Annotated in this window: 12 protein-coding genes; 11 read left to right on the top strand and 1 reads right to left on the bottom strand. The window is 31.8% G+C overall.

Annotated elements, in window-relative coordinates:
* Positions 1-9 precede the first annotated feature (9 nt).
* From G5V56_RS09620 to G5V56_RS09670, 11 genes are all read left to right on the top strand, one after another.
* Positions 10-900, top strand: a complete 891-nt coding sequence (locus G5V56_RS09620; protein ID WP_166964298.1) for a 3-hydroxyacyl-CoA dehydrogenase family protein — start codon at positions 10-12, stop codon at positions 898-900.
* Positions 901-1,004: 104 nt separating this feature from the next.
* On the top strand, positions 1,005-2,249 hold the full coding sequence (locus tag G5V56_RS09625; protein ID WP_166964300.1) for a DUF1015 domain-containing protein: 1,245 nt from the start codon (positions 1,005-1,007) through the stop codon (positions 2,247-2,249).
* An 8-nt stretch (positions 2,250-2,257) separates the two neighbouring features.
* The gene (locus G5V56_RS09630; protein WP_166964302.1) at positions 2,258-2,932 is read left to right on the top strand and encodes a YggS family pyridoxal phosphate-dependent enzyme; all 675 of its coding nucleotides are present in this window, start codon (positions 2,258-2,260) and stop codon (positions 2,930-2,932) included.
* An 84-nt stretch (positions 2,933-3,016) separates the two neighbouring features.
* Complete coding sequence (locus tag G5V56_RS09635; RefSeq protein WP_166964527.1) at positions 3,017-4,381, top strand: exonuclease domain-containing protein; 1,365 nt, start codon at positions 3,017-3,019, stop codon at positions 4,379-4,381.
* A 5-nt stretch (positions 4,382-4,386) separates the two neighbouring features.
* Positions 4,387-6,348, top strand: a complete 1,962-nt coding sequence (locus tag G5V56_RS09640) for a DUF3857 domain-containing protein (protein WP_166964304.1) — start codon at positions 4,387-4,389, stop codon at positions 6,346-6,348.
* A 24-nt stretch (positions 6,349-6,372) separates the two neighbouring features.
* Complete coding sequence (locus G5V56_RS09645) at positions 6,373-7,224, top strand: ion transporter (protein WP_166964306.1); 852 nt, start codon at positions 6,373-6,375, stop codon at positions 7,222-7,224.
* Positions 7,217-8,122 (top strand): tRNA (adenosine(37)-N6)-dimethylallyltransferase MiaA, encoded by a 906-nt coding sequence (miaA, locus tag G5V56_RS09650; protein ID WP_166964308.1) that lies wholly within the window; start codon positions 7,217-7,219, stop codon positions 8,120-8,122. The genes G5V56_RS09645 and miaA overlap by 8 nt, the downstream gene beginning before the upstream one ends.
* A 76-nt stretch (positions 8,123-8,198) precedes the next feature.
* Positions 8,199-8,984, top strand: coding sequence for a TerC family protein (locus G5V56_RS09655; RefSeq protein ID WP_166964310.1), 786 nt, complete (start codon positions 8,199-8,201; stop codon positions 8,982-8,984).
* Positions 8,985-9,633: 649 nt separating this feature from the next.
* A complete protein-coding gene (locus tag G5V56_RS09660; protein WP_166964312.1) occupies positions 9,634-10,881 on the top strand; it encodes an efflux RND transporter periplasmic adaptor subunit in 1,248 nt (415 codons plus the stop codon).
* A gap of 11 nt (positions 10,882-10,892) precedes the next feature.
* A complete protein-coding gene (locus tag G5V56_RS09665) occupies positions 10,893-11,588 on the top strand; it encodes an ABC transporter ATP-binding protein (protein ID WP_166964314.1) in 696 nt (231 codons plus the stop codon).
* 17 nt (positions 11,589-11,605) lie between these two features.
* Positions 11,606-14,011 carry an ABC transporter permease gene (locus G5V56_RS09670; protein WP_166964316.1) on the top strand — a complete coding sequence of 802 codons (2,406 nt, stop codon included), beginning with the start codon at positions 11,606-11,608 and terminating at the stop codon, positions 14,009-14,011.
* A 57-nt stretch (positions 14,012-14,068) separates the two neighbouring features.
* On the opposite strand, the gene G5V56_RS09675 is transcribed toward G5V56_RS09670, so the two are convergent.
* A complete protein-coding gene (locus G5V56_RS09675) occupies positions 14,069-16,717 on the bottom strand; it encodes a DNA gyrase/topoisomerase IV subunit A (protein ID WP_166964318.1) in 2,649 nt (882 codons plus the stop codon).
* Positions 16,718-16,723 lie beyond the last annotated feature (6 nt).

The following is a 16,723-nucleotide window of genomic DNA, read 5'->3' on the forward strand; positions in this document are numbered from 1 at the left end:
TTTAAACAGATGAAAAATGTTGCTGTTATTGGTGCGGGAACCATGGGAAATGGCATTGCACATACCTTTGCTCAAAGCGGATTTAAAGTACAACTGATTGACGTAAGCGACAATGCCTTAAAAAAGGGGATTGAAACCATTACTAAAAATCTGGATAGAATGGTTGTTAAAGAAAGTATTACTGAATCTCAAAAGGCAGAAACGTTATCTAATATTAGCACATTTACAAACATTAATGAAGGCGTTGAATACGCTAGTTTAGTCATTGAAGCAGCTACTGAAAATATTGATTTAAAACTTAAAATTTTCAAACAATTAGATGAAGCGTGTCCTGAAGATACAATTCTGGCAACTAACACCTCGTCCATTTCAATTACACAAATTGCTTCGGTTACTTCAAGACCAGGACAAGTAATTGGTATGCACTTTATGAATCCTGTACCTATTATGAAATTAGTTGAAATCATCAGAGGTTATAATACCAGCAATGACGTAACCAAAACCATTATGGAGTTATCTGAAACTTTAGGCAAAATTCCTGTTGAAGTGAATGATTATCCTGGTTTTGTTGCTAATAGAATTTTAATGCCTATGCTTAACGAATCTATAGAAACCTTATACAATGGTGTAGCCGGTGTTCATGAAATTGATACTGTAATGAAACTTGGCATGGCACACCCAATGGGCCCACTACAATTAGCAGATTTTATTGGTTTAGATGTTTGTCTGTCTATTTTAAATGTGATGTATGATGGCTTTAAAAATCCCAAATATGCTCCTTGTCCGTTATTAGTTAATATGGTAAACGCTGGTAAATTGGGCGTAAAATCTGGTGAAGGATTTTACGATTATTCTGAAAGCAGAAAAGCAGAAAAAATTGCAAAGCAGTTTATTAAATAATATAAAAATGTCATTGCGAAACTTTTAAAAAAAGTTGTGGTAATCTCTTTGCTATAAAAAGATTACCACATCGTTTTACTCCTTGTAATGACGAGAATAAATTCATGGCTAAAATAATTCCATTTAAAGCAGTTCGACCTACTAGAGCCATCGTGGGATTGGTAGCATCGCGCTCATATCAAAGCTATACTATAGACGAGAGAGAAGCTCGTATGGACTATAATCCCTATACTTTTCTGCATATTGTCAATCCAGGTTATAAATACGATCAAGTAATTACTGGTGAAGAACGCTATAAATTGGTAAAAAATAGGTATTTAGAGTTTAAAGAAAATCATGTTTTCATTCAGGATGATAAACCCTCATTTTACGTCTATAAAATTGTGAATAGACACTATCAAACGTTTAATGGTATTATAGCTGCAGTAAGTGCGGAAGACTATGAAAAAGATATTATTAAAAAACATGAAGACACGATTGAATTACGTGAAGAAACCTTCAAAAATTACTTAAAAACAGTAGGTTTTAATGCAGAACCGGTTTTACTCACCTATCCAGACAATAGCAACATTGAAACTATTATCAAGGAGACTCAAAAAAAACATGCCGAATATGAGTTTACCATGACTTATAAGGACACGCATTATTTGTGGAAAATTGATGATGAGAGTGTCATTAAAACCATTCAGGATGAGTTTAAAAAAATGAATACCATTTATATTGCAGACGGACACCACAGATCGGCATCGTCTCATTTATTATATCAAGAAGAAAAAGCAAACAACCCAAACCACAACGGAACCGAATCGTATAATTTCTTCATGTCCTATTTAATTCCTGAATCAGATTTAGTAATACACGAGTTTAATAGATTGATTAAAGATCTCAACGGTTTATCAAAAGAAGATTTTTTAATTAAATTAGATGCTAATTTCAGAATACAAAATAGAGGAAACGCACCATATTCGCCTTCAAAACATCATCATTTTAGTATGTACTTAGATGGCGATTTTTATTCATTATATCTAAGAAAAACATCTTATGATTTTAAAACATCTTTAGATAGTTTAGATACTCAAATACTCTATAAAACTGTTTTAAAGCCAATTTTGGGAATTCAAGATTTGCGCAATGATGATCGTATTTCTTACATGCATACACACGGTAATAAAGAAATGGTAAACATAAAAGGGAGTGTTGATAGTGGAGAATTTAAAGTAGGTTTTGGCATGAGAGCTACAACTATTGAGCAAATGAAACAAATTGCAGATGATGGTTTAAAAATGCCTCCTAAAAGCACCTATATTTTACCAAAGCTTCGAAGTGGAATTACGATTTACGAATTTTAAAATTAACTATGTCTTCAATACAAGAAAACCTAAAACATATAAAATCAACTTTACCAGAACATGTAACTCTTGTTGCTGTCTCAAAAACAAAGCCTATTTCAGATTTAATGGAAGCCTACAATGTTGGACAACGAATATTTGGAGAAAATAAAATTCAGGAAATGGCAGACAAATATGAAGCCATGCCGAAAGACATAGAGTGGCATATGATTGGGCATGTTCAAAAAAATAAGGTGAAATATATGGCTCCTTTTGTGTCTTTAATTCATGGTGTTGATGACATCAAACTTTTAAAAGAAATCAATAAACAAGCTTTAAAACACGATAGAATCATTGATTGTTTGCTTCAAATAAAAATAGCTTCCGAAGACTCAAAATTTGGAATGACACCCGATGATGCTAGAGTATTGCTTGAATCTGAAACACTTTCAGAATTAAAAAATATACGAATTATGGGTCTTATGGGAATGGCAACATTTACAGACGACACCTATCAAATAAAAAAAGAATTTAACGTTTTAAAACATACATTTGACACCTTAAAACCACTTGAAATTTTTAACTTTAAGCCTAAAATTATTTCCATGGGTATGAGTGGTGATTATAAAATTGCTATTGATTGCGGAAGTACGATGGTACGTGTAGGAAGTAGTATTTTTGGAGAACGGAATTATAGTGGTTAGTGGGCAGAGTTCAATTGGCACTGTTCGGTGTTTTTAGCCAATCAAAAAACGTTTTAACTTTATAACTATTTAACTTTATATCTTATTTACGCAATATTAGACATAGAAACAACGGGCGGAAAGTATAATGAAGAGGGTATTACTGAAATTGCTATCTACAAATACGATGGTCATCAGGTAGTTGACCAATTTATTAGTTTAGTAAATCCTGAAAGAGACATTCAACCATTTGTGGTAAATCTTACAGGGATTAACAGTAATATGTTACGAAATGCGCCTAAGTTTTATGAAGTTGCTAAACGCATTGTTGAAATTACAGAAGATTGTATTCTTGTTGCCCACAATGCTCAGTTTGATTACAGAATACTAGTTACTGAATTTAGACGCCTAGGGTTTGATTTCTCGCGAGAATCACTTTGTACCGTTCAATTAGCTAAAACGCTTATTCCAAATCAGCCTTCTTATAGCTTAGGCAAATTAGTGCGCTCATTAGGTATTCCGGTAACAGATAGACACCGAGCGTCTGGCGATGCCATTGCGACGGTTAAGTTATTCAAAATGTTATTGGATAAAGATTCCTCAAAAAAAATAATCCAAGAATCCATACGCAAGAATCCAAAATTACAATTAGAACCCAGACACATTGATATTATTGAGCAATTACCTTCAATAACAGGTGTTTATTACATTCATAAATCCGATGGCGAAATTATTTATATTGGAAAAAGTAATAACATAAAGAAACGCATCAATCAGCATTTTACCAATTCTAATCATAAATCAAAAAAAATCCAACTCAATGCTGCTGCTGTAACTTATGAAGCTACAGGTAGCGAATTAGTTGCTTTACTTAAAGAAAGTGAAGAAATAAAACGAAATAAGCCTATTTATAATCGTGCCCTAAGACGAACCGTTTTTACACATGCACTTTACAGCTTTGTTGATGAGAATGATTATATCAATTTAAAAATTGATAAGGTTGACGGAAGAAAAAAACCTATCACAACCTTTAGTAACAGAGATAGTGGTAAAAGTTTTATTAATAAAGCCGTTGAAGATTATAATTTATGTCAAAAATTAACGGGACTTTATAAAACTAAAACAAGTTGCTTTAACTATGATATTAAGGAGTGTCATGGCGCTTGCATTGGAAAAGAATCATCAGAAGATTACAACAAAAGAGTCATGTCCTTGATCAATAAAAATAGCTACAGACAAAAAAACATGGTTATTATTGATAGAGGTCGCGAGATTGACGAACGAAGTGCCATTTACATTGAAAATGGAGTTTTTAAAGGTATTGGCTTTTTTAATTTAAATTATCAAATTAATAATATTGATGTATTAAAATCTTTTATTACTCCTATGGAAAATAATAGAGATACTCAACATATTATTCAAAGTTATATGAGACGAAATAAACGCCTTAAAGTATTACAATTTGATTAAAACCCATGAAAAGAATAATATTACCCCTGCTTTTTCTCATTATTAACCTAACAAGTTATTCTCAAGAAAATTATAGTTCCGAAAGTTATAGAGTTACTTTAAATGATATTTCTGCTAGAACTTTCGAAAAAGATTCAACTGCAAATGCTTTAGTTATTTATGAGCATGGCAACAGTTATGTTGATAAAAACGACTATGATTTAAGAACAGAAGTGCAAAAAAAAATTAAAATACTAAATAGAGATGGGTTTGATAAAGCGAATATTACCATCTATTTATATAATAATGAAAGTCGAGAAGAAAAAATAAAAAAAATTATTGCGACTACCTATAATCTAGTTGATGGAAAAGTTATAAAAACACAATTAAAAGAATCGAATACATATAAAGAAAAGTATAATGAAAATTATACACTTGTAAAATTTGCGCTTCCCAACATCAAAACTGGCTCTGTAATTACCTATAGTTACACTATTATATCCCCTTTTATGTTTAACTATAAAAGCTGGAATTTTCAAGATGATATTCCCAAATTGCATAGTGAGTATGTAACTAGTATTCCAGCAAATTGGGATTATCATATTAAGTTAATTGGTAGTCAGAAACTTTCGGTTGCCGAATCAAAGCTTCAAAAAAATTGTTTGACTTCTTCTAATGGCGGAACAGCAGATTGCACGAATTCTACTTACGTCATGAAAAACACACCTGCTTTTATAGAGGAGGATTATATGACAGCTAAAAGTAATTATTTGGCCAGAGTTGAATACGAACTTAAAACATTCCAAGATTTTCAAGGGATAGTTCACAACTATGCAAAAACATGGGAAACAGTTGATAAAGAATTAAAAGCAGAACCTAATATTGGTAGACAATTATCAAAATCTGTTAAAGCCGATGAATTATTGAGCATCGACATTCTTAGTGAGCAGGACACCTTAAAAAAAGCAGAAGCCATTTATAAATATGTGCAAGAAAACTACGCTTGGAATAAAGAATATAACATTTTCAAAGATGTTTCTGTTAAAGACTTAATAAAAAATAAATCTGGAAATGTTTCTTCCATCAATATTTTGTTGCACAATTTATTAGAGGAAAATGGAATTTTAGTAAAACCAATCTTATTATCCACCAGGGACAATGGGTTTGCAACAAAATTATTTCCCGTTATTTCAGAATTTAACTACTTAATTGTTCAAGCTACCATAAACAATAAAACGTATTTATTGGATGCAACAGACGATTACTTAAGTTTTGGCGAAATTCCCTTTAGATGTTTAAATCTATATGGGCGCTTATTAGACTTTAAAAATGGTAGTGAATGGGTTGATATCGCTATCAATAAACCATCTAGCGTTTTTTTTAAAGCAGAAATAAATATAGATGAAAATCAAACTTTTATTGGTAAAGTTGACGCTAGACACACAGGATATTATGCTTTAAACGCAAGAAAGAGTTACTATTCAAACAGAGATGCCTACATAGAAAAACTGGAAAACAATTCACCCTACATGGACATTTTTGATCATAATGTAACTAGTAATGATAAAACTAGCAAAGACTTTATAGAATCTTATAATATCGAGTATAATCCTGAAAATACAGGTGACAAGTTATATTTAAATCCCTTTTTTATTAAATTCTTTGATAAAAACCCATTTAAACTGCAAGAAAGAACTTATCCTATTGATTTTGGTTACAAAAAAACATATCTGTATTTGCTTAAGTTAAATTTAGGAAATTCTTATTCAGTTTTAGAACAACCTAAAGACTACTCCGTTGCGCTCCCTAATAATGCCGGACAAATTAATTTTTCTACCAAAATTTTAAATGACTCTGTAAACCTAATTATGAAAGTTGATTTTAAAGAACCTTTTTATACTGCAGAATATTATCCCTATTTAAAAGAATTTATGAACAAAATTGTTGATATTCAAAAAAATTCACTTATCCTTATTAAGAAGATTTAATTTATCTTTTTTTATTTTTACTAAATGAGCAATCTCGATAAAACCACCTGGAAAACAAAACTTCATGAAATTATTTATGAAGCTGATACACCTGCGGGTAAGTTATTTGATGTTGTATTGCTCATTACCATTATTGCTAGCATTATTTTAGTTATGCTGGAAAGCGTTAAAAGTATTGATGCAAATTATCATAACATACTTAACATTTCAGAATGGATTATCACAATCTTGTTTAGTTTGGAGTATATTGCTAGAATTATTACCGTAAAAAAACCTCTAAAATATATTTTTAGTTTTTATGGTGTTATCGATTTTTTATCAACAGTTCCTAAATATATATCATTAATTTTTGGTGGCGTACATGCTCTAGCGGCGTTACGTGCATTGCGCTTATTACGGGTTTTCAGAATTTTAAAATTAGCACGTTATCTTGGCGCTTCTAATAATTTAATGTCAGCCTTGAAAGCTAGTCGAGCTAAAATATTTGTGTTTTTATTCGCTGTTCTTATCATGTCAATTATTTTCGGAACTATAATGTATCTGGTTGAAGGCGAAGAAAATGGATTTACAAATATCCCAAAAAGTGTCTATTGGTGTATCGTAACACTTACAACCGTAGGTTTTGGGGATATTGCTCCACAAACACCCTTAGGACAATTAATAGCCACTTGTATTATGATTTTGGGTTACGGTATTATTGCTGTTCCAACTGGTATTGTATCCGCAGAATATACCAGTCAAAGCAAAGCAAAACCAATTTTAGAAAAAGACTTAGTGAGTCTTAATACCCAATCGTGCCCTAGCTGTTCGGCAGAAAATCATAAGGATAATGCTGAATTCTGTTATAATTGTGGTCATAAATTAAACCATGCATAACTATCTTATTTCTATTGTTGGACCAACAGCTATAGGTAAAACCACCTTGAGCATTAAATTGGCTAAGCATTTTAATACAGAGATTATCTCAGCAGACTCTAGACAGTTTTTTAAAGAAATGTCCATTGGTACAGCAGCTCCATCAAAAGAGGAATTAAAAGCCGCTAAACACCATTTTATCCATCATAAATCGATACAAGACCAGTATAATGTTGGGGAGTTTGAAAAAGAAGCCTTACAGACCTTAGAGTCTCTTTTTAAAACCAAAAATATTGTTATAATGGTTGGTGGCTCTGGCCTTTATGTGGATGCTGTTTCGAAAGGGTTAGATTATTTTCCTGATGTTGATAATAGAATAAGAGACCAATTAAATGCTGATTTAGAATCAAAAGGACTTCCATTTTTACAGGAGCAACTAAAATTGTTAGATATTAAAAGTTATAACTCCATAGCTATTGATAATCCACATCGCGTCATTCGCGCTTTAGAAATTTGTATTGGTTCAGGAAATCCGTATTCCTCTTTTTTAAACAAAGACAAAACCAAACGATCATTTAAAACGATTACTATTGGTTTAACTGCCGATAGAGACATCATTTATAACCGAATTAACGAACGCGTAGATATAATGATTAAGGATGGTTTACTTGATGAAGTAAAAAATCTTATTCCTTATAAATCATTAAACGCTTTAAACACTGTTGGCTATAAAGAATTGTTTAATTATTTAGACGGTAATTGGACATTAGATTTTGCCATTTCAGAAATTAAAAAAAATACACGACGTTTTGCAAAGCGCCAATTAACATGGTTTAGAAAAGATGACCGCATTTTATGGTTTGATTATGAAACTCCTTTGGATACTATTATTGCTGAACTAAATAAAAAATTCAACTAGCAATAATTCTGCTCTTCCTATTCTTTTAAGCTCTGAAATTTACTTAATTTTGACACATAAATTATAATATATTTCCATGTTAGACTTTCTATTTACTAGTGATGCCATTATGGCGCTACTTACCTTAACGTTTTTAGAGATTATCTTAGGAATTGACAATATTGTTTTTATCTCCATAGCCGCTAATAAATTACCAGAAAACCAGCGGAGTAAAGCCACTAACATAGGCCTTTTACTAGCCATGGTTCAACGTATTATTTTATTGTTTTTTGTGTCATTTTTAGTGGGTTTAAAAGACCCTTTTTATACAATAGAATTCAGTTGGTTACATATTGCCATAAGTTGGCAATCTATCATTTTATTCGGTGGTGGTTTGTTTTTAATTTATAAAAGTACTTCTGAAATTCATGAGAAAGTAGAATCTCCCAAACATGATGAAAATCAATTAAAAGGAAAAAAAATAAAAACCTTATCACAAGCCATTGTTCAAATTTTAATTATTGATTTTATTTTCTCCATAGATTCTATTTTAACTGCCGTTGGCATGACTAACGGGTTACATGAAAATCATAATTACAATTTGGTTTTAATGATTATAGCCGTTGTAATTTCCATCGGAATTATGATTGGGTTTGTCAATCCTATTCGCAAGTTTATTGATGCGCATCCAAGTATGCAACTATTAGGTTTAGCCTTTTTAATTTTAATTGGATTTATGCTTATCACTGAAGCTGCTCATTTATCGCATACCAAATTTTTTGGCAATGCAGTTGGTGCTATTCCTAAAGGCTACTTATACTTTGCTATTGCGTTCTCGCTTTTTGTAGAATTCTTAAGTTTTAAGGTGAATAAGAAAAAATAAAATTTAATTAATTTTTGAAATTCACTAGAATTTTTTATTGATCATATTTTCTTTTTTTAGTCTCATTATTGTTATATGATGAGCGTAAACAAGAATAGCTACATTTAAAAAATCTTATCACTGTAACATTCTTTAAAAAAGGTTCTCTTTTTTCAATATAAATCTGAACACCTCTAATTACCTTTTTTTGTAAATTTATTAATATGTTATGCATAGTACTGTAACAAATTCAAAAGTTAGTCGTCTCTATATTATAAATCAAACCATTAAACTATAAAAATCATGAAAACAGTACACAATTATCAATTATCAGAGCATCCAAACAATTCAAAAAGCAACTATTGGAATACTAAAAGACGTTACAGATAGTAACATCTAAAAATACCATCAACAATCAAAAAACGAACATTATGACAACTTTAATAGTAAACAATTCAAAAGAAAGTATCAAACATAGAAATTCAATGTATGTAGGATTTAGTAAAAGACTACACTATTCAAATTTAGATAAATTTCAAACTAATTTTCATTCCGCATGATATCTCTAATTATTACTCTAATAGCTTTTTTAATAAAAATTATTGAAGTCATTTTATTTTAAAACAACCAAACCAAAAATCAAAACTAACATAATATGAACCAAACGGGAATGGATAAAAAAATTGAGAAAAAAACCTGGAGTCAGAAAAAAATGTTAACACTAGCTGGTATCATATTTGTTCTGATTCTCTCTTTTTTCGGATTACAGGTATTTAACAAAAAAATATACAAAGTTGAGGCTTCAAAAATTTCTGTAAAAAAGGCTTTTGAAGGCGATTTTCAAGACGTTATCTTAATTGATGGAGACGTTGAACCTATCAATTTAGTTTTAGTCAATACACTAGAGGGTGGTACAGTAGACGAGGTCTTTATTGAAAATGGCGTAAACGTTGAAAAGGGCACTCCCCTTTTGCGTTTAAGTAATCCTTCTGCAACCTTAGGTTATATGAATCAGGAAACAGCCATTGTAGAGCAAATAAACAACCTAAGAAGTTTAAAACTCTCGCTAGAAAAAGATCAACGAGATTTAAAAGAATCTTTAATTGATAGCGAAAACAGTCTAGCAGAAGTACAACGTAATTATAAAGTTGATTCTGTTTTATATTCAAAAGATATAATTGCCAGAAACGATTTTATTGAACGGCAAGAATCCTACAAGTACTTTAAGAACAAACGCGACTTTATGAAGACCAACGTTGTGAAAAGCACGCAGGATAATTTGGTGCAAATTGATCAGATTAACACCTCCATATCATTGATGCAACGCAATTTAAATTTAATTCGCGAAAACATTGAAAAACTGTTGGTAAGAGCACCTATCTCGGGTATGCTCTCAAGTTTTGATCCAGATATCGGAGAATCCTATAGTAAAAACCAGACGGTTGCTAAAATTGATGTGCAATCAGGATTTAAAGTGAAAGGGCTTGTAGACGAGTATTATTTAAGTTCCGTTAAACCTGGTCAACTAGCAAACTTTTCTTTTAATGGTGAACTTCTCAATTTAAAAGTGAACAAAGTGTTTCCTGAAGTAAAAAACAGAAAATTTGAAATAGAATTAGTATTTGAAAATGAGGTTCCTAAAGATATTACCATTGGGCAATCTGTTCAAGTTAGGCTAGAGCTTTCAAAATCTAAAAAATCAATCATGATTCCTCGAGGAAATTACTTTCAAGCTTCTGGTGGGCAATACGTCTTTGTCTTGGATGGCAAAGGAGAAGCTCATAAGCGTTATATAAAGTTAGGCAACCAAAATCCTAGCTTTTACCAAGTTCTTGAAGGGCTTAGTGCCAATGAAGAATTTATCTCATCGTCTTATGACGACTTTAAAAATTATGAATCAATCAAAATTAACCAATAAAAAACGAACAGATGATCAAATTAAAAAATCTTACTAAAGTTTACAGAACAGAAGAGTTAGAGTCTACCGCTTTAAATCAAATATCTTTTGAAATTAACCAAGGCGAATTTGTCTCTATTATGGGTCCGTCAGGTTGTGGAAAGTCTACCCTATTGAACATTTTAGGAATGTTGGATAAACCTGAAAGCGGAAGTTATGAGTTTCTTGGAAAGGAAATTGCGCAATACAATGAAAAACAACGGTCTGAAATTCGTAAAAAAAATATTGGATTTATTTTTCAAAACTTTAACCTCATTGATGAGTTAACTGTTTTTGAAAACATTGAATTACCACTCATTTATAATAAAATCAATAGTTCAGAAAGAAAAAAGCGGGTTGATGAGATCATTCAAAAAATTGGAATCTCACATCGTTCAAATCACTATCCGCAACAATTATCTGGTGGACAACAACAACGTGTTGCCGTTGCAAGGGCGCTTGTCACCAACCCATCCTTGATATTGGCTGATGAGCCAACGGGAAATTTGGATACGTCACATGGTAATGAGGTTATGGATTTATTGTGCAAGCTCAACGAATCTGGCACAACCATTGTCATGGTAACGCACTCTGCACATGATGCCAGTTTCTCTAATAGAACGATTAATTTATTGGATGGGAAAATAGTTTCTGAAAAGGAAAGTAAATTAAGCCAAGCTGCTGTTTAAATTAAAAACGTAAAACCATGTTTAAAAATTATTTAAAAGTAGCACTCAGAAGCTTAAATAAAAATAGAATTTATGCTTTTATAAATATCCTTGGATTAGCTTTAGGGCTAGCAGTATCCATACTTGTCTTTTTATTTATAAAAGATGAAACGAGTTACGAAAAGCACTGGGATGGTTATGAACGTATATATAGAACAGGCATAAAAGCCGATATGATGGGCCAAAAAATGGACGCACCGGTTTCCTGTAGCCCAATGGCAAATGCACTAAGAACAGAGTTTACAGATGTAGAATCAGCCACCAGAATTCAAACCGGTAGGCAGGAAATATTAATGCGTCACGATCAAACAAAAGTTTATATACAACATATTGCACAAGCAGATAGTTCGTTCTTTAATGTCTTTAATTATGAATTTATTCATGGAGATCCAAAAACGGCTCTTAAAGAATCAAATTCCATTGTATTATCTGAAGAAACTAAACAAAAGCTTTTTGGAGACCAAAGTGCTATGGGAGAAGTGGTTAATTATGATAATAGACGAGACTTAATCGTTACAGGTATTATAAAAGAACCCAAAGGACATGCTCATTTTAGTTTTGATTTATTTATATCTGATAATGATGTTAAAAATGTTTGGATAAATAATGGTTGGAACACCTATCTCAAACTAAAAAAGGGCGCTGATTTTAATTCATTTGAACAGCAAATGAAAACTAACTTTATGAAAAAAATTGAACCAGATGTTGAACGGTTTCTAAAAGTTAGTGTAGACGAATTCTTCAAACAAGGAAATGCTTTTGAATATCAGCTTATGCCAATAAAAGATATTCATTTATATTCTCATAAAGACTTCGAGATTCAGCAAAATGGTAATATCATGTACATCTATGTGTTTTTAGGTATTGCCTTTTTAGTACTTATCATAGCCGGTATTAATTTTATGAATTTGTCAACAGCGCGTTCGGGTAAACGAGCCAAAGAAGTAGGTGTTAGAAAAGTTTCTGGAGCATCCAGAAAGATGTTGATTTTTCAATTTTTAGTAGAATCGGTCATTCAAAGTTTCATTGCTTTATGTCTGGCTTACATCCTTGTTATAGTATTGCTGCCAGGGTTTAATAATGTTTTAGAAACCAATATTAGCTTATTGAATGAGTATTTTAGTCAAACCTTACTTTTTTCAATTATCATAACCATGTTTTATGGATTATTTGCAGGAAGTTATCCCGCCTTTTTCTTATCATCATTTAAACCCATTTCTGTTTTAAAAGGTGATTTTACCAAATCTAAAAATGGAGCATTTTTAAGAAAAGCACTTGTTGTTACTCAGTTTACAGCTTCAACTATTTTAATTATTGGAATGATTATTATTTTTAAGCAAATTGATTTCTTACACAACAAAGATATTGGATTTAAAGGAGATCAAGTTATTATAGTTCCTATCCAAACCGATCAAATGGCTGATAACTTTAGAGACTATAAAAGTATCTTCTTAAAAAACAGTCATGTTCAAAGTGTTTCAAGAGCCTCGTTTTTTCCTGGTGACCTTCCTAATCAAAGTATGTATGCATTAGAGGGAAGTCAAGAGCAATTACCACTTTGGAATATGAACGTAGATTATGATTTTTTTAAAACCATGAGTATTAAATTGGCTGAAGGACGATTTTTTAATAGAGAGCAAGATTCGGATTCCATTCCAACTTTTATAGTAAATGAAACTGCAGTCAATAATTTGAACATAAAAAACCCCTTGGAAAAACGACTTGGCACCTTTATTAATAACAATGGTGATGTTCAATATGGTAAAATTGTAGGAGTTGTAAAAGATTTCCATATTGAAGGATTTAACCAACCTATTCGTCCTATGGTAATGCGAATTAGTAACTATACCTGGTTTACTGCTTTTAAAATTTCACCAGAAAACGCAAGCTCTACTATAAGTTTTATAGAAGATGAATGGAATAAATTAGAACCAACCCATCCATTTAGATATACCTTTTTGGATAAAAAGTTTGGTGCGTTATTAAGACAACAAGAAAACTTTGGAACTATGTTTTTATTCTTAACTATTCTTGCTATTATTATATCTGCAATGGGTTTATATGGATTGGCCTCTTATACGGCAGAACAGAGAACGAAAGAAATTGGGATACGCAAAGTTTTGGGAGCTTCAGTTTCTCAAATCATGAATATGCTAACCAAAGACTTTATTAAACTGGTACTTATCGCAAATATTTTTGCGTGGCCTATAACGTTTTTATTAGCAAAAAATTGGTTGTCAAACTTTTCATATCAAATTGATATGCCTATTTTGCCTTACATATTTGCTACAGTATTAGCACTTATTATTGCTATAATTACGGTTAGTACTCAGGCCTATATTGCAGCCAATTCAAATCCCGTTAATTCATTAAAATATGAATAAAAGATGAAAAAAATAGAAGTTTACAAAAACCCTTTTTTAAGGGTTTTTGTTTTTTATTTAAAATAAAGTGGGCTGCCCCTGAATACCACTTTCAGTATCATCAGAATCAGAGCCTTTTGATTTTGCTTTAGTGTTAGATTCTTTTGAATCAACAGTTTCTTCATCAATAACCTCAAGTTCATCGGCATGAACTTCTTCTGGGGCTTCGTATGGCAAAGGATTCAGTAAATTTATTTGTTTAACCTTATCCGTCGTTAATTGATTTCCAAGCGCTTTAATGCCTTTAATAGCGATGAACTCTTCAAGATTTACTTCTAAATCATCTTTTTTATCTTTTCCGCGCTCCTTGCCAAAAACAACTTCTACTCGTGGAATCCAATCTGTTGAAACGATTTCTAATTGTGATTTCTCGTGTTCAGAAATAAAGATTTCCTCTTTGTTTTCATTTTCTATTAAAAACCTCTTAACATAATAGCGCTCTTTTTCACCATCATAATATATGGCTGAAATAGGCTTTTTAGGAATCCATTTTTCAAGCACAATCATATCATTATCAAAATGAGTTGTCAGTTCTGGTAAAATCGTTTTTACAGTGCCAGACTGAGTCATAATAAGCAATCTGTCTTCTCCCCTAAACTCACCAAGCAATTCGCCTCTGCCATCAACATTTAAACGCTGAACGGTATCATCAAACCAAATCTTTCTTGGCTTTAAAGTAGAGATGCCTTTTTCTTTGAGTTCAATTTTTTTAACTGAATATTTAGTAACTAAATTTCCTTTTGAATTTCTTCCTTTAATTAAAATATCAGCGAAATCTAAATCCCATTTTAATTTTTTAATGCTTCCTACTTGCCTTAAAAAAACCGTTACTACTTCTGCTTCACCATTGGGATTTGCAGAGAAATATAAAACCGTTGATCCTTTACTTCCGTTGGTTAAATCATATTCCTTATCTCTGGTAATACTGGTAACCGCAAAACGTTTAATGTATGAAGGCCCTTTTGTACCATCCTTGTAAATCATGTTATAGATAGTACGATTGTCTTTTTTGTCAAAAACTTCCAGGTGAATAATATCCTTTCCTATAAATGTTTTTGAGTCTACTTTGGTAATCATCATTTTACCTTCTTTGGTAAACACGATAATATCATCTATATCACTGCAATCGCAAACGTATTCATCTCGTTTTAAAGAAGTTCCAATAAACCCTTCCTCTCTATTTACATAAAGTTTGGTGTTGCGAATGACCACTTTGGTAACATCGACATCGTCAAAGGCTCTGATTTCTGTTTTACGTTCACGGCCTTTACCATAGTCCTTTTTTAATCTAGTAAAATAAGCAATCGCATAATCAATCAGGTTTTCAAGATGGTGTTTTACTTGTGCTATCTGATCTTCTAAAGCATCTATTTTTTGTTGTGCTTTATCAATATCAAATTTTGAAATACGCTTGATACGAATTTCTGTTAAGCGCTCAATATCCTCTTGAGTAATAACCCGTTTTAAATGCTTAATATGTGGCTCTAGGCCTTTATCAATCGCATTAATAACGCCTTCCCAGGTTTCTTCTTCTTCAATATCACGATAAATTCTATTTTCTATAAAAATACGTTCTAGTGAAGCAAAATGCCATTGCTCTTCAAACTCATCTAGTTTGATTTCTAAATCGCTTTTAAGTAATAAAACTGTGTTATCTGTTGAGCGACGTAACATTTCTGTGACCCCAACAAATAATGGTTTATTATCTTCAATGACACAACCTAAAGGAGAAATAGAACTTTCACAATTGGTAAATGCATAGAGCGCATCTATGGTTTTATCTGGTGAAATTCCTGACGGTAGATGGACTAATATTTCAACTTCTGCAGCAGTATTATCTTCTATTTTTTTGATTTTTATTTTGCCTTTATCATTGGCTTTTAAAATAGAATCTATAAGCGACGTTGTATTGGTGCCAAACGGAATTTCTGTAATGACTAAAGTGTTCTTGTCGAGTTGCGATATTTGAGCTCTAACACGAACTTTACCACCGCGTAAACCATCTTTATAATCACTAACATCAATAATTCCAGCCGTTGGAAAATCTGGATAAATAGTAAAACTTTTCCCTTTTAAATGCTTTATGGAAGCATCTATAAGTTCAATAAAATTATGTGGTAATATTTTTGTTGATAATCCTACTGCAATACCTTCTCCGCCTTGCGCTAAAAGCAACGGAAACATAACAGGTAGATTTACAGGCTCTTTTCTACGTCCGTCATAAGAGGCCTGCCATTCGGTTATTTTAGGATTGTAAACAACATCTAAAGCAAATTTAGAAAGGCGTGCTTCTATATATCTTGATGCTGCAGCGCTATCACCTGTTAGTATATTTCCCCAGTTTCCTTGGGTGTCTATAAGTAAGTCTTTTTGCCCTATTTGCACCATGGCATCTGCAATACTGGCATCTCCATGAGGATGATATTGCATGGTATGACCAACAATGTTAGCGACTTTATTGTAACGTCCATCATCTAAATCTTTCATAGAATGCATGATACGACGTTGAACGGGTTTAAAACCATCTTCAATAGCAGGAACAGCACGTTCTAAAATAACATACGATGCATAATCTAAAAACCACTCTTTGTACATCCCCGTAATACGGGTAATCGTCTCCTTGGGCTCGTCTTGTTCGTTAATTAAATCGTCGCTGTCTTCTGTCATTAAAAA

The organism is Yeosuana marina, assembly GCF_011762485.1.
Lineage (GTDB): Bacteria > Bacteroidota > Bacteroidia > Flavobacteriales > Flavobacteriaceae > Yeosuana > Yeosuana marina.